This window comes from Candidatus Arsenophonus phytopathogenicus (assembly GCF_056113345.1).
The window spans coordinates 96,290-112,513 of record NZ_JBUIOB010000017.1; the positions used below are offsets into that span (position 1 = coordinate 96,290).

The 16,224-nt window shown below is 40.3% G+C and carries 10 protein-coding genes, 6 pseudogenes and 1 riboswitch; of the genes and pseudogenes, 6 read left to right on the forward strand and 10 right to left on the reverse strand.

Annotation, left to right across the window (positions count from 1 at the left end; translation table 11 throughout):
• Nucleotides 1-2 precede the first annotated feature (2 nt).
• The 6 genes and pseudogenes from AC01GB_RS03765 to nudC all read right to left on the reverse strand — a co-directional run bounded on the left by AC01GB_RS03765 (nucleotide 3) and on the right by nudC (nucleotide 4,559).
• A pseudogene (locus tag AC01GB_RS03765) lies at nucleotides 3-593 on the reverse strand (DUF1481 domain-containing protein).
• A gap of 98 nt (nucleotides 594-691) precedes the next feature.
• Entirely contained in the window at nucleotides 692-964 is a 273-nt protein-coding gene (locus AC01GB_RS03770) for an HU family DNA-binding protein (RefSeq protein WP_119711947.1), read from the reverse strand.
• Between the two features lie 182 nt (nucleotides 965-1,146).
• Nucleotides 1,147-1,722, reverse strand: a pseudogene (locus tag AC01GB_RS03775) (YjaG family protein).
• 74 nt (nucleotides 1,723-1,796) lie between these two features.
• A complete protein-coding gene (gene nfi, locus AC01GB_RS03780; protein ID WP_474450545.1) occupies nucleotides 1,797-2,465 on the reverse strand; it encodes a deoxyribonuclease V in 669 nt (222 codons plus the stop codon).
• Between the two features lie 175 nt (nucleotides 2,466-2,640).
• On the reverse strand, nucleotides 2,641-3,705 hold the full coding sequence (gene hemE, locus AC01GB_RS03785; protein WP_474450548.1) for a uroporphyrinogen decarboxylase: 1,065 nt from the start codon (nucleotides 3,703-3,705) through the stop codon (nucleotides 2,641-2,643).
• Nucleotides 3,706-3,810: 105 nt separating this feature from the next.
• Nucleotides 3,811-4,559, reverse strand: a pseudogene (gene nudC / locus AC01GB_RS03790) (NAD(+) diphosphatase).
• Nucleotides 4,560-4,743: 184 nt separating this feature from the next.
• Nucleotides 4,744-4,861: riboswitch (TPP riboswitch) on the forward strand.
• Between the two features lie 98 nt (nucleotides 4,862-4,959).
• Between nudC and thiC the strand changes: the two are divergent.
• From thiC to thiH, 6 genes and pseudogenes are all read left to right on the forward strand, one after another.
• A pseudogene (gene thiC / locus AC01GB_RS03795) lies at nucleotides 4,960-6,913 on the forward strand (phosphomethylpyrimidine synthase ThiC).
• The gene (thiE, locus tag AC01GB_RS03800) at nucleotides 6,897-7,550 is read left to right on the forward strand and encodes a thiamine phosphate synthase (protein WP_474450550.1); all 654 of its coding nucleotides are present in this window, start codon (nucleotides 6,897-6,899) and stop codon (nucleotides 7,548-7,550) included. The pseudogene thiC and the gene thiE overlap by 17 nt, the downstream one beginning before the upstream one ends.
• Nucleotides 7,543-8,290: pseudogene (locus tag AC01GB_RS03805) on the forward strand (HesA/MoeB/ThiF family protein). The gene thiE and the pseudogene AC01GB_RS03805 overlap by 8 nt, the downstream one beginning before the upstream one ends.
• A 2-nt stretch (nucleotides 8,291-8,292) precedes the next feature.
• Nucleotides 8,293-8,493: a sulfur carrier protein ThiS gene (gene thiS / locus AC01GB_RS03810; RefSeq protein WP_474450552.1), complete on the forward strand. Its 201-nt coding sequence runs from the start codon at nucleotides 8,293-8,295 to the stop codon at nucleotides 8,491-8,493.
• 3 nt (nucleotides 8,494-8,496) lie between these two features.
• On the forward strand, nucleotides 8,497-9,267 hold the full coding sequence (locus AC01GB_RS03815) for a thiazole synthase (protein ID WP_474450554.1): 771 nt from the start codon (nucleotides 8,497-8,499) through the stop codon (nucleotides 9,265-9,267).
• Nucleotides 9,267-10,381 (forward strand): annotated as a pseudogene (gene thiH, locus AC01GB_RS03820) (2-iminoacetate synthase ThiH). The gene AC01GB_RS03815 and the pseudogene thiH overlap by 1 nt, the downstream one beginning before the upstream one ends.
• A gap of 166 nt (nucleotides 10,382-10,547) precedes the next feature.
• Here thiH and AC01GB_RS03825 read toward each other — a convergent pair.
• The 4 genes from AC01GB_RS03825 to rpoC form a co-directional block, all read right to left on the reverse strand.
• Entirely contained in the window at nucleotides 10,548-11,018 is a 471-nt protein-coding gene (locus tag AC01GB_RS03825) for a polysaccharide deacetylase family protein (RefSeq protein ID WP_474450557.1), read from the reverse strand.
• Nucleotides 10,975-11,487: a polysaccharide deacetylase family protein gene (locus AC01GB_RS03830; RefSeq protein WP_474450560.1), complete on the reverse strand. Its 513-nt coding sequence runs from the start codon at nucleotides 11,485-11,487 to the stop codon at nucleotides 10,975-10,977. The genes AC01GB_RS03825 and AC01GB_RS03830 overlap by 44 nt, the downstream gene beginning before the upstream one ends.
• Nucleotides 11,488-11,519: 32 nt before the next feature.
• Entirely contained in the window at nucleotides 11,520-11,771 is a 252-nt protein-coding gene (locus AC01GB_RS03835) for a hypothetical protein (RefSeq protein ID WP_474450561.1), read from the reverse strand.
• Nucleotides 11,772-11,930: 159 nt separating this feature from the next.
• Nucleotides 11,931-16,157, reverse strand: coding sequence for a DNA-directed RNA polymerase subunit beta' (gene rpoC, locus AC01GB_RS03840; protein ID WP_474450564.1), 4,227 nt, complete (start codon nucleotides 16,155-16,157; stop codon nucleotides 11,931-11,933).
• Nucleotides 16,158-16,224: the final 67 nt, after the last annotated feature.

The following is a 16,224-nucleotide window of genomic DNA, read 5'->3' on the forward strand; positions in this document are numbered from 1 at the left end:
ATTTAAAGTTTCTCTTTTGTTGGCGCCCATAGGCAGAAATTCTCATTGGCAACGAGCAATAACTCGTTGCCTTCTGGTGCTTCTAACCAGGCAATAGCCAAGTCATCTTAACTAGTCTTGGCTCTTTGCAACAACCAATTTTCAGCTTGAGCGGTAAACGATGTATCACGTTTTTCACCACTACAAGATATAATTTGTCCTTGACGCCAATGACCTTGGTAAAGATGAACATTACCAGCAATAAGTGTGTTGCTCAATTCAATTAAACGCTCCGATTCAAATCGCCAGCGAACAATATCATCCTTAGTTAAAGGAATTTTGTTATTATTTATTATTCGCTGCATAAAAATAATATGCTCATTTTGATCAAATCTTAGCTGTTGTTGCTGTTTATTTTTATAGTCAAAAGATTGATACCGAATTTGCCAAAGTTTATTTTGACGATATTCAAAGAAAGTAATGGTAGTATTTTTGCCTTGGTAAGGACTATATACAGCGACAATTACTTGATGGTTGCTTTTTTGATCATTTAAGCGCCATAGCCTAACGACACCGGCGTCAGAAATAAATCCACTTGCGCTAAATTCGGGCATTTTAGGTTTACTGGTGCAAGCGCCAAGTAAAATGAGGATGTGCCCAATCAATAAAAGGGGTTTAATACCCCCTCTGAATATTCTCTTTCGCAACTGAATTACTTAACTGCTTCTTTCAGTGATTTTCCAGCAACAAATACTGGTACATTAGCGGCTTCAATTTTGAGTTCTGCACCTGTTTTAGGATTACGACCAGTACGAGCTGCACGATAATTAATCTTAAAAGTACCAAAACCAACGAATTGAACTTGCTCACCTTCTTTCAATGCATCTGTAATACATTCAATCACTGCTTCTAACGCACTTTTAGCTTGAGTCTTAGTCAAGTTTGCCTTTTGCGCGACACATTCAATTACATGACCCTTATTCATGTTTTTATTTACAGTCTTATTCATAAGTTATCCTTACACAGTGTGTTTATCATTTGCATAGCATCGAGTACGTTGGATATGTAGAACCTATTAATTCTTAATATACGTCCCGAAAGTACTCCTCTCGACCTTCACTGTAGAGCATGGTACCAAATCACGTTTTTAAACACTATGAACGGAAATTAGGTAACCTTAATGCCAATATTGCTGATCCCTACTTCACGGAGGTCGGATTTTAATCCTTTAATCAGCGCTACATCCCGCTTTTCACAAGCGGCAAGTAAACGGTAAATATCCCATTCTTCTTCAATGGTAATCAATTCTTTCAGTTCTTCATCAGACATCTCTTTACCTGTCTGAGTCATCTCAAACATTGCGATAGTTCAAATCGAAATTTTACTTACTTCAATAGGACTTTCTAATGTTTCCCCACTTAAGTAAGAATGAATTATTTCACTTAACGCAATACATGCATCAATAGCAGGATGAACTCCGTATATATCAAAATCATTTGCGACGGGAATAACTTCCTCTAACTTTTCCAACTGATTATCAAAATCAATTTTACTATCTTTAATAATCAGTGATTCCCAGATTAAATCTAAAATAATACGATAACGTATTGGATTTAAAAAGCTTGTTTGTTTACAAAACAATTGATAATTAGGATACATACGCTCACATAAACAGGCCATGAAAGTAATATGCCGCCAACTATCTAATTTTGCCAACCGCAAATGAATTGGGTTTCTTAACATCAAATTTCTACTCACTTACCTTTTACGCCGAAGTTTACCTGAAAATCAACAGGTTCCACATATTTTAACTTTAATTATGCCAAATTCTGTTTCATTCGATTAAAAAACGCTCTATTAGAAGCGATTCCATCAGCCCAACGAGTAGGTTCAGGTAAACGATAACCTTTAATACAATGCTTAACCCATAATAGTGAAGCATCTAAACTGATTTTATGGCCAGGTGAGATATAAAGTGGTTTACATCTTTTTTTACTACGAAACACCCAACCAATTTGCTCATTATTATCATTCAATGGTTGGCAGCTTTCCACTATTTCATCTAAAGCTTCATGGTGACCACATAGACGACTTTTTGCTATACCAATCGTTGGAATATCTAATAAAAGACCCAAATGACTAGCTACTCCAAAACGACGAGGATGGGCAATTCCTTGGCCATCAACCATAATAAGATTGGGTTTATGTTGCAGTTTTTCCCAAACCGTCAGTAGTGCAGGATACTCTCGAAAAGAGAGTAAACCTGGAATATAAGGAAATTCAGTCGGTATACGGACAATATGATATTCAACAATAGCAAGTGAGGGCCAGTGCATAACAACCATTGCGGCTCGGGTTATAGTACCTTTTTCTTCAAATCCAACATCAGCACCAGCAATAAGATTAGGGGTAGCAAAATTATCCGTAAGAATAATTTGTTTAGCTTTTGTGGTCTGTTCCTGACGTAATAATTTGGTATCAATCATATTTATTTTTACTTAAAAAATTTTTATATAAATATATTTTATTATTTGTTTTATAACACAAATTTTAAAAAAATATATTTAAATAATTGTAAATATTTAATTTAGATTTAATAATGAATAAAAAAATATAACAATTATTATTTATCAGCATTTTCTTTGTTTGGATAAACCTTACTTATTGATGATATTGCTCTGATAATTTGTGTACTGAATTAATAAAATTTTTAACATGCTCAGGTGGAATATCCTGGTGAATGCCATGACCTAAATTAAAAACATGGCCACTGCCCTGACCGAATTGCTTTAAAATTGTTTTGACCTCAAACTCGATACGTTCTTTTGATGCATATAATATAGAAGGATCCATGTTTCCCTGTAAGGCAACCTTATCTCCTACACGAGAACGCGCCTCTTCAATATCTGTCATCCAGTCGATCCCTAACGCGTCACAACCGGTCGCAGCCATTGCCTCTAACCATTGGCCACCGCATTTAGTAAATAAGGTCACCGGGACTTTACGCACTTCATGTTCTCGCTGTAGACCATCAATGATCTGATACATGTAATGTAAAGAAAATTGATGGTAATCAGGCCCGGTTAATACACCACCCCAAGTATCAAAAATCATCACCGATTGAGCACCAGCCCGAATCTGAGCATTTAGATAAAGAATGACACTTTGGGCCAACTTATCCAATAATAAATGTAACGCTTTTGGCTCCGTATACATCATCTTCTTAATATGGGTAAAAGCCTTACTACTTCGTCCTTCGACCATATAAGTTGCCAATGTCCATGGGCTACCAGAAAAACCGATTAATGGCACTTTTCCTTGTAACGCCTTGCGGATAGCGCGTACAGCATTCATTACGTAAACCAATTCTTGCTCAGGATCAGGAATTGGCAGTTTCTCTATATCAGCCACACAATCAATTGGACGCTGAAACATAGGCCCTTCTCCGGCTGAAAAATAAAGGCCTAAGCCCATCGCATCAGGAATAGTAAGAATATCTGAAAACAGGATCACCGCATCTAATGGAAAACGATGTAGCGGTTGTAATGTCACTTCACAGGCTAACTCGGTATTTTTGCACAATGAAAGAAAATCACCGGCTTGCTGACGAATTTTTCTATACTCCGGTAAATAACGACCGGCCTGGCGCATCATCCATACTGGGGTTTTATCAACTGGCTGCCGTAATAGCGCACGTAAGTAGCGATCGTTTGTTAATGCAGACATCATTAGCTCCATTAAATGGCAATTAGAAATTGCCAATTATCATCGTGTATTTGCCTTTTTCTTGTTGCTTAAATCAGCAACAACTTAGATATAGCGTGATTAATATTATTCGTATAAGTTATCATTTTCTTGCCGACATAAAGCCAGTGTATCTTCAATTAAACGGCGATCTATGGTATCAGGAGGCGGTATAAGCGGTAATTTATCATGATGATACCAGTCCGCACTAATTAACTCATCAGGATTAGCCTGGATTTCACCACTGGCATAATCAGCCAAAAACCGATCATTAATGAATGAGGAAAAGGCCATGGCTGTGAAGCAATATAGCGAATGTTACTAATGATAATATTACTCTCTTCTTTTACTTCTCTTTTCACCGCTTCTTCAATAGTCTCACCTAGTTCAACAAATCCTGCTAATACAGTAAATATTGGCTTTTTTTTATGACGCCGATGTTGAGCCAATGAGATATGATCAGCACGCCGAATAGCAACAATAATACAGGGCGCAATTTGCGGATAATAGCGCTCATGACAATGACTACACAAGCATGCCCATTCGGTTAAGCTGGCTGTCATTTTGTTGCCGCAATAACCGCAATAATGGTGCGAACGATAAAACTCTGCCAGTTGAATACCGCGTCCAACTAGTTTAAATAGCCCCTCATCTTGACTGGCAATCCATCGCGGCGAACAAATATCCGTTGGTGATTTTGCTATAATTAACCAAATCGTTTCCACTTGCCATTCACCAATAGGGAGTGCCTCTTTTCCTGTTAGCGACCAAAATTGGGCGGAACCTTTCGGTAAATCACCATTTGGCAACCAAATTCGACCACCAGAACTAACCACTCACCAGCCTGTTTCTGTTCCTGTTAACTTTTTTCTAATCATATAGCTCAATTCTTCTATATTTTATTGATTAGTGAATTTTGAAAATATGCCTTATTCATCAATATCAAGTGTCTATTTTGATTCAGTTGTTTGATGAAGAAGTTATCCATTGCAGTTTTCATTATCTCTCTTATATACTGATATCATCTTGTCGGAGTGCCTAGTCGGTTTAATAATACCTACAGGCTGAGACCGTTAATTCGGGATCCGCGGAACCTGATCAGGCTAATATCTGCGAAGGGAACAAGAGTAATCAACCTGCGATTTTGACTTATCAAAAGTAAACAGCGCAATTATTATACTATTACTCTCACCTAGCTCCAGACAAGCAATTTCTCTCTTACGTGAACCATTTGTAATGATTTTAGGAATTTGCTATGTCGAAAATATTATTGCAACCAGCGATATTACCGTTAAAACCAATACCACTTCGCCACGAAAAGCACAACGTGAAGCGGCACAACGTTTTCTTGATAAGCTACAAAATATCAACTTTCCCAATTCAAAACGGATCTATTTAACAGGTTATCACTATAATACCCAAGTTCCTATGCGTGAAATTCAGCTTTCACCGACCTTGGTTGGCGGTACAAAAGATAAACCCTTGTTTGTAGAGAATGAGGCAATACCTGTCTATGATACTTCTGACGCCTATGGCGATCCTGATGTAACTATAGATATTAAGGAGGGTTTAAAAAAATGCCGCCAATACTGGATCCTCGATCGCGATGATACTGAGTTAGTTAAAAAACCAAGCTCTTATTTTACCCAACAACGACTGGCTGATGCAGGATTGAATCATCTTCGCTTCAATTACCGACCACAACCATTAAAAGCCAAAACCGGAAAAACAGTCACGCAGTTGCACTATGCCCGTCAAGGGATAATCACACCTGAAATGGAATTTATTGCGATCCGCGAAAATATGGGACGCGAGCGTATCAATAGTAAAATATTAACTCAACAGCACCCAGGTCAAAGCTTTAATGCTAACCTGCCAAACAATATTACCCCTGAATTTGTTCGACAAGAAGTTGCCGCTGGACGTGCCATTATTCCAGCCAATATTAACCATCCTGAATCCGAGCCGATGATCATTGGTCGAAATTTTTTGGTGAAAGTCAATGCTAATATGGGTAATTCCTCAGTAACTTCATCGATTGAAGAAGAAATTGAAAAACTAATCTGGACTCACTGGGGAGCTGATACCGTGATGGATTTATCGACAGGCCGCTATATCCATGAAACGAGAGAATGGATCTTACGTAATAGCCCAGTTCCTATTGGTACAGTGCCAATTTATCAAGCACTAGAAAAAGTCAATGGCGTGGCAGAAAATTTGAGCTAGGAAATATTTCGCGACACCTGACTTGAACAAGCCGAACAAGGCGTAGACTACTTTACCATCCACGCCGGTGTCTTACTACGCTATAATACCAATGACTGCTAATCGATTGACTGGTATTGTTTCTCGCGGTGGCTCTATTATGGCCAAATGGTGCTTGTCACATCATCAAGAAAATTTTTTGTATACCCATTTCGACGAAATCTGTGCAATCTGTGCCGCTTATGATGTCTCTTTGTCCCTTGACGATGGATTACGGCCTGGCTCCTTACAAGACGCTAATGATGAAGCGCAATTTGCTGAACTATATACATTAGGCGAATCAACCAAGGTAGCCTGGCAATATGATGTTCAAGTTATGATAGAAGGCCCTGGCCATATCCCAATGCAAATGATCCGCCGCAATATGACGGAAGAATTAACTCATTGCCATGAAGCGCCATTCTATACCTTAGGGCCTTTAACCACCGACATCGCACCAGGTTATGATCACTTTACCTCTGGTATCGGTGCGGCTTTAATTGGTTGGTTTGGCTGTGCCATGCTCTGTTATGTTACCCCAAAAGAACACTTGGGCTTACCTAATAAAGAAGATATAAAACAAGGACTTATTACCTATAAAATTGCCGACCATGCCGCTGATCTGGCTAAAGACCACCCTGGGGCTCAAATTCGTGATAACGCCTTATCCAAAGCCAAATTTGAGTTTCGTTGGGAAGACCAATTTAATCTGGCTCGCGATCCTACAACCGCACGTGCCTACCATGATGAGAAACACTACCGCAAGCCGCTGGTAAAGTCGCACATTTTTGCTCAATGTGTGGGCCTAAATTTTGTTCCATGAAAATTTCACAAGAGGTCCGTGAGCATGCAGCTCAAATGGCACAGATGTCGGTAAACATTTCGCGCCCACGGTAGTGAGCTATACCACGATATGGAGACGATTTCCGATGACAAAATGGCCTGATCACGCATTTGCAACTACGGAGCATAAACTTGGCTTGTATCCAGTGGTTGATTTCGTCGAGTGGATAAGGCGCTTGCTTAGCGTCGGTGTTACCACTATTCAATTAAGGATCAAAGATCGATTAGCCAGTAACCTCGAAGAAGATATTAATCAGGCAATTATGCTAGGCCAGCAATATCAAGCTCGCCTATTTATTAATGACTATTGGCAATTAGCCATAAAATATGGCGCCTATGGCGTCCATTTAGGGCAAGAGGATATTAATTTCGCTGATCTGAATCACCTACAAAAAGCGGGATTGCGCCTAGGAATTTCGACCCATAAACAAAAAGAACTCATCAGAGCAAAGCAGTTAAAACCCTCTTATATAGCATTAGAACATATTTTTCCTACTACTACAAAATTAATGCCCTCTTCACCGCAAGGTTTAGTAACCCAAAAACATCAGGTTAATGACACACCAGATTATCCCACTATTGCAATAGACGGTATCTCTTTAGCGTGTGTTCCCGCAGTGCTTGCAACTGGCGTCGGGGGTATTGCTATGGTTAGTGCGATCACCAAATCGACTAACTGGCGCAAAGTTGTTGCTCAGTTACTCTATCTCATCGAAGGTAAGGAAATGATCGATGCTTGATGATGCTATTTTTATGCGCTATAGCCGCCAGCCATTACTTGAAGAAATCGGCAATAAAGGACAACAAAAATTAACAATGAGCAAAGTGCTTATTGTAGGATTGGGGAGGGGCTGGGTTCACCGACGGCACTTTATTTAGCGGCGGCCGGTGTCGGCGAACTCTGGTTGACCGATAACGATAAGCTACATATTTCCAACCTGCAACGACAAATTCTTTACCATACGCAGGATGTTTCTCAGCTTAAAGTCACATTAGCAGCAAAACAGCTTAATCAGCTCAATCCACAAATCAAGGTGAAAACATTTAACACCAAACAACATTATCATTCTCTCCGTCCACTTGTCCGCAATACAGATCTGGTATTGGATTGTACTGATAATATGTCAACCCGCTAGGCAATTAATGCAGCTTGCGTGGCAGAAAAAAACCACTCATTAGTGATAGTGCAGTAGGGTTCAATGGTCAACTGTTAGTACTTGAACCTCCCTATAACCAAGGCTGCTATGCTTGCCTTTATCCTGATACCAATGAACCCTATCAAAACTGCCGCACAGCAGGAGTTGTCGGACCGATTGTTGGCGTTATCGGCACCCTGCAAGCCTTAGAGGCGATTAAATTATTAATCAATTTACCTTCTTCGCTCAATGGAAAACTGAAATTATTCGATGGTAAACAACACAATTGGCATACCTTGCTTAGCAAAGCAAAAAGCTGTTTAGTTTGTGGAACCAGGAGATAAATATGCACATTATGCTAAATGATCGACTGATCGAACTTAACAGTGCGATCACAATCAGCCAATTATTTGATCATCTGAAACTTAACTCATCAAGTATTGCAATAGCAATTAATCAGATCATTATTCCCCGTGAAGATTGGAACCATCACTATATTAACCACCAAGATAAGATCCTGCTATTCCAGGCCATTGCCGGAGGCTAATTTATGTTAAAAATTGCTGATACTGTTTTTCAATCACGTTTATTTATTGGTAGCGGAAAATTCGCTAATTCATCATTGATGACTCAGGCTATACAAGCTTCTGGCAGTCAGTTAGTCACCATGGCGATGAAGCGGCTTGATTTAATAAATAAAAATGATGATATTTTGGCGCCATTACAAAAAATCGACGTCAAATTATTACCTAATACTACTGGTGCTAAAAATGCCCAAAAAGCTTTATTTGCCGCTCGTCTAGCGCGTGAAGCCTTAGCCACAAACTGGGTAAAACTTGAGATCCACCCCGATACAAAATACTTATTACCCGATCCGATTGAGACGTTAAAAGCGGCTGAACTATTGGTAAAAAAAGGTTTTATTGTTTTACCTTATTGTAGTGCCGATCCTGTCTTGTGCCGGCGTTTAGAGGAGGTAGGTTGCGCCGCTGTGATGCCGTTTGGCGCACCTATCGGTACCAATAAAGGATTAATTACCTACGATTTTTTACAAATTATTGTTGAACAAGCCTCGATCCCAGTTGTTGTCGATGCAGGGCTCGGAGCACCCAGTCATGCATTAACCGCTTTGGAGATGGGAGCCGATGCTGTACTGGTAAATACCGCCATTGCCGTTGCTAATGATCCTGTTGCAATGGCTCACGCTTTTCGCATTGCCACTGAAGCAGGTGAGATAGTACAAGCTGCTGGACTCGCGGCTCAGCAGCATCGATCGGCATCCACTAGCCCTTTAACTCAATTCCTCGAGGCATTTCAATAATGACGGCTTTTACTGAAGTTTATCAGCAACTTGATTGGCAGCAACTAGCGATACAAATTAATAGCAAATCGGCTCAAGAGGTTGAAAACGCGATTTGCTCAGACAGACCGTCCCTGAATGATTTTATGGCTCTCATTTCACCCGCTGCCTACCCCTATCTGGAAGTTATCGCTCAAAAAGCGCAAAAATTAACCCGCCAGCGCTTTGGCAATACTGTTGGTCTTTATGTACCGCTCTACCTGTCTAACCTGTGTGCTAATAATTGTACTTATTGTGGTTTTTCCATGCACAACCCAATCAAACGAAAAACACTTCACGAAACAGAAATTATTGCAGAATGCGAAGCGCTACGTTCCATTGGATATAATAATCTCTTGCTGGTAACCGGTGAACATCCAAGCAAAGTGGGGATGAATTATTTTCGCCAATATATTCATTAATTAAAAAATATTTCAGTACGCTATTGATGGAGGTTCAACCATTAACAATTACAGAATATAGGGAACTGAAAGAAATTGGCTTAGATGGTGTACTGGTTTACCAGGAAACTTATCATCAACCAACTTATCAGCAGCACCATTTACGGGGGAAAAAACAAGATTTTTTTGGCGTCTAGAAACACCGGATCACCTTGGCCAGGCCGGTATTGATAAAATCGGCTTAGGTGCACTAATCGGATTATCCGATAATTGGCGAGTTGACTATTATCTCGTCGCAAATCATCTATCTTATCTGCAAAAAAATATTGGAAAAGCCGTTACTCTATTTCTTTTCCTCGAATACGCGCTTGTATAGGGGGTATTCAGCCAGCATCAACCATCCACGAAGCAGAATTAATTCAATTAATTTGCGCTTTCCGTTTATTGGCACCCGAAGTTGAGCTTTCATTATCAACCCGTGAATCTCCTTTTTTCCGTGATAATATTATTCCACTGGTTATCAATACCCTTAGCGCTGGTTCAAAGACTCAACCCGGTGGTTATGCTGAAATCATCAAGCACTGGAGCAATTTACTGTCTATGATAATCGCAGCGCTGAAACCATGGCTAAGGTTATTATCAATGCTGGACTCCAACCCGTCGGGAAAGATTGGGATCACCATTTAGGCCGTTAATAAAACACCGCCTTAATCGGTGGTGATAGCCGGTCTACTCGATCAAATGGTTAATTTTTAATTCATTTTTTTCTAGCAACTAAATAGAATAAAAATTTGCCTAGCTATGATCTTACCTATGGTGATACCTACAATGAGTCTTTATTGATCAACAATAATGTCTTTATTAATAATTTTGTTGCTCGCCATTGCCCACCATTTGCGCAAATTTTTCCATTGGATCATTCCGCAAGGCATATAATCGTTTCAAAGCATACGGATTATCACCCAGTTTCACTTTACCTTGAATAGTCGTCAGTGCCAACATCATTCCAGCAGCTTTTGCCGCATCCATGACCTGTCCATTATAGGCACCAAAAGGATATGCCAAGTAACGTTGAAATGGATTAAATGGCGCTAATACACGACGAGAATGGGCAAAATCAAGTTTTACTGTACGATAAGATCGGCTAAAAATAATCGGTTGAGTTTTATTATCTAATCTATGCAGAAAATGGGAGTGAGATTGAATATCAAAGACATCGAGACTGTTTTTCAACTCATGTCTACTCATAAATTGTAAACCATTCGGATCCCATTTTTGATCATGAAATTTAATCCGCGAGGAGATAACAAAAAGCGTTGCCAGCTTGCGCATGCGCTTTCAAGATTGGATAAGCATAGCGATAAACCGATTTTAAGCCATCATCAAAAGTTATACTGACTACCTTACCCGGTAAATTAATTTTTTTCTTTAAATAACCATCAACTTCATCCAAGGTAATTGTCTGATAACCCGCTTGTTTTAAGTAATCCATTTGAGCTTTAAAAGCTGTTACCGAAGTAGTTGTTGAAGTATGGCGAAATAATTTATTTTCATTATCAGGAAGTAAATGATGATAGGTGAGAATTGGGATCCCTTTATCTAATGAAACATCTTGACCATCAATAAAAGCCAGTCTACCACCAAGATCAATAATAAACCAAGAGCTCATGGATGATGAGTCAAAACCAACTTTCTTCGCTATTCGACTTAGTACTGGATAACGTAAATTGGCGGACAGAAAACCAATAACCGTGCTTTTCTCATCTGCATTTTCATAGATAGGCGTTTTTTCAGTGGTCACTAAATAGTCATAAACTGGCTGATCTAATTGTTTTAAAGTATCAGTCGGAAACTGATTTTTTTTGCCTCAAAAGCTTGTTGCTGAGTAATATAGCCAACACTATTACCAAAATGAAAACGGTAAAAATTATTTTTCGCCGGTTGCATAAGTAAAACCGAATTTTTCAATAACCAACCAGCTGGCCGTGTTTTTCCTCCCACTACCGCATAAATCACACTATCCTGGCTAACTTTCATTGGTTTGTTGAGATCAGCATCAAGACGTTTTTCTAACAATGGAACCATGCTGTTTTCCGCATAAAGTGGAAAACTGAGAAAAAAGAAATAAAAATACTCAATACATATAAAGTAATAAAACGACAGCGTGTCATTATTTTAATTTTCTCCATAATATAACTATAAAAATGCCCTCGTTATGAGGGCATTTTTTACAATCAAGCTGCATTATTCATGGTCTCGGTTACCAAAACCCGCATTGAGCAATTCTGCAAAATTAACCGTTGCCTCATCAGCGCTAACTTGTGATGATTCAACAGGTTCATTAACCATATGACGACGACGCATCCGATCTTGGTGATATGCATAGCCTGTACCGGCAGGAATTAGACGGCCAACAATGACGTTCTCCTTCAAACCACGAAGTTCATCACGTTTTCCAGCCACCGCAGCTTCGGTAAGCACACGTGTTGTTTCCTGGAATGACGCTGCTGAGATAAAGGACTCTGTTGCCAGAGACGCTTTGGTAATACCTAGCAGATCACGACTGAAGGTAGCAGGCACTTTTCCATCTTGCTCTAATTTACGGTTCGCTACTTTAACGCGTGCATACTCTACTTGTTCACCTTCCAAAAATTCAGAGTTACCAGCATCAACAATTGTGACTTTACGTAACATCTGACGAACGATAACTTCAATATGCTTATCGTTAATTTTAACGCCTTGTAGACGATAAACTTCCTGGACTTCATTGGTGATATAACGAGCAACAGCATGCGCTCCACGCAAACGTAAAATATCATGCGGTGATTCCGGGCCATCAGAAATCACATCACCACGCTCAACTCGCTCACCTTCAAAGACATTAAGCTGACGCCATTTAGGGATCATTTCTTCGTATGCATCATCACCATCTATCGGTTTGATAACTAGGCGACGCTTACCTTTAGTTTCCTTACCAAAAGAAATAATACCGCTAATTTCAGCCAAAATAGCCGGCTCTTTTGGTCGACGTGCTTCAAATAGATCAGCAACCCGTGGTAAACCACCAGTAATATCCTTGGTACCGCCCGATTCTTGTGGAATACGAGCTAAAGTATCACCAATATTAATTGTTGCACCATCATCCAATTGAACAATCGCTTTACCAGGCAAGAAATATTGTGCTGGCATATCAGTACCCGGAATTAATACATCATTGCCTTTCGCATCAGCAACACGCAATGCAGGACGAAAATCTTTACTACCCGCAGTACGCTCAGCTGTATCGAGCACAACAATTGATGATAAACCCGTTAGTTCATCTGTCTGACGTATAATAGATTGTCCATCTGCCATATCAGAGAAACGAATAATACCCGCAACTTCACTGATAACCGGCATGGTATGTGGATCCCAGTTAGCAACGGTTTCACCACCATCAACGCCATCACCATCACCTTTATTAAGGTGTGCACCATAAGGAACTTTATAGCTTTCTTTGGTTCGACCAAATTCATCTACCACTCGCAATTCTGTATTACGAGAAGTGATAACCAAGTGACCTTCAGAATTTGTTACAAACTTAGCATTAACTAGTTTGATATTACCTTTGTTACGTACCTGAATACTGGATTCCGCAGCAGCACGTGATGCCGCACCACCAATATGGAATGTACGCATTGTCAACTGTGTGCCAGGCTCACCGATTGATTGAGCAGCAATAACACCAACAGCTTCACCTTTATTGATGATATGACCCCGCGCTAAATCACGTCCATAACATTTCGCACAAACACCAAAGTCAGTTTCACAACTTACAACAGAGCGTACTTTTACGCTATCAACAGAGTTAGCTTCCAGCTCATCACACCATTTTTCACTTAATAAGGCGTTACGCGGTATTAAAATGTCCGCTGTACCAGGTACTAATATATCTTCCGCGGTGACTCGACCCAAGACACGTTCACGTAAAGGTTCTTTAACGTCACCACCTTCAATAACTGGTGTCATTAAAATACCGTCGTGGGTACCACAATCATCCTCAGTGACAACCAGATCTTGTGCAACATCAACTAAACGACGGGTTAAATAACCTGAGTTTGCTGTCTTCAAGGCGGTATCGGCTAGACCTTTACGTGCACCGTGAGTTGAAATGAAGTGTTGTAATACGTTCAAACCTTCACGGAAGTTAGCGGTGATCGGAGTCTCGATAATTGAACCATCCGGCTTCGCCATCAAACCACGCATACCCGCTAACTGACGGATCTGTGCGGCAGAACCACGTGCTCCAGAGTCAGCCATCATAAAGATGCTGTTAAACGAAACTTGTTGTTCGTCTTGGCCATCACGGTTAACAACGGTTTCTGTGGATAAATTCTCCATCATCGCTTTTGCGACACGCTCATTAGCCGCAGCCCAAATGTCAATAACTTTGTTATAACGTTCGCCCGCAGTAACCAGACCTGATTGGAACTGTTCTTGAATTTCAGCAACCTCAGCTTCAGCTTCAGCAATAATACTGGCTTTCTTCTCCGGTATTACCATATCATCAATACCAACAGAAGCACCAGAACGAGCTGCATAAGCAAAACCGGTGTACATGATCTGGTCGGCAAAGATAACGGTTGGTTTTAAACCTAAAACACGGTAACAAGTATTAAGCATTTTAGAAATTGCTTTTTTACCCAACGGCTGATTAACCAATGAGTATGGCAGGCCTTTAGGTACAATCATCCATAAGATAGCGCGACCAATTGTGGTATCAACTAACTGAGTTGCAACCTCAACATTACCTTCACCATCACGGACTTCTTCTGTAATACGGACTTTAACGCGAGCATGTAATGATGCTAAGCCTGCACGGTAAACCCGCTCAGCTTCTTTCGGGCCAGACAATACCATGCCTTCACCTTCAGCATTTACACAATCACGTGTCATATAGTACAAACCAAGTACCACGTCTTGAGAAGGTACTATGATAGGTTCACCACTGGCTGGCGACAAAATATTATTTGTCGACATCATTAAGGCACGCGCTTCTAACTGTGCTTCTAAAGTTAACGGGACGTGAACAGCCATCTGGTCACCGTCAAAGTCAGCGTTATAAGCAGCACACACAAGTGGGTGTAATTGGATTGCTTTACCTTCAATCAAAATAGGCTCAAACGCCTGAATACCAAGACGATGCAGCGTTGGAGCACGGTTTAGCATCACCGGATGTTCACGAATCACTTCATCGAGAATATCCCAGACAACAGCTTCTTCACGCTCAACCATCTTCTTGGCTGCTTTGATCGTTGTCGCTAATCCACGTAATTCCAATTTACCATAAATAAATGGCTTAAATAATTCTAATGCCATTCTCTTCGGCAAACCACATTGTTGCAGGCGAAGATAAGGACCAACCGTGATAACAGAACGACCTGAGTAATCAACACGCTTACCCAGTAAGTTCTGACGGAAACGACCTTGCTTACCTTTAATCATATCGGCCAAAGATTTCAGCGGACGTTTATTCGAACCAGTAATCGCACGTCCACGACGTCCATTATCCAGCAGTGCGTCAACCGCTTCTTGTAGCATTCGTTTTTCATTACGTACAATGATATCAGGTGCAGCCAAATCCAATAGACGCTTTAAACGATTGTTACGGTTAATAACGCGACGATATAAATCATTTAAATCAGAAGTTGCAAAGCGACCACCATCTAGCGGAACAAGCGGACGCAAATCCGGCGGTAATACCGGTAGTACATTTAGGATCATCCACTCAGGCTTATTACCAGACTGAATAAACGCTTCTAGCAGTTTGATACGCTTGGTCAATTTCTTCCGCTTAGTTTCAGAGTTAGTTGTATTTAACTCTTCACGTAGCACTTCACACTCTTGCTCCAAATCGAGATTTTTTAGTAAAGATTGGATAGCTTCTGCACCCATTTTAGCGTCAAATTCATCACCAAACTCTTCCAAAGCATCAAGATATTGCTCTTCAGTCAAGATTTGCCCACGCTCTAAGCTTGTCATACCCCCTTCGACCACAACATAAGATTCGAAGTAGAGTACTCGCTCAATATCACGCAAAGGCATATCAAGTAACAAACCAATACGTGACGGTAATGATTTTAAAAACCAGATATGTGCTGTCGGTGAAGCCAACTCAATATGACCCATACGTTCACGACGCACTTTAGTCTGAGTAACCTCAACACCACATTTCTCACAAATCACACCTCGGTGTTTTAATCGTTTATATTTACCACACAAACATTCATAATCTTTAACTGGCCCGAAAATACGTGCACAGAAAAGACCATCACGCTCAGGCTTGAACGTACGATAGTTAATAGTTTCTGGCTTTTTCACTTCACCAAATGACCATGAACGGATCATATCTGGAGAGGCCAGAGCAATCTTGATCGCATCAAACTCTTCTGTTTTAGTCTGTGCTTTCAGAAACTTTAATAAGTCTTTCACGGAATGGCTCCTGTCGGAGTTAAACCTACGAGGAAGTGGTTAAAACCGCTTCCTCCTAAACCCAGTG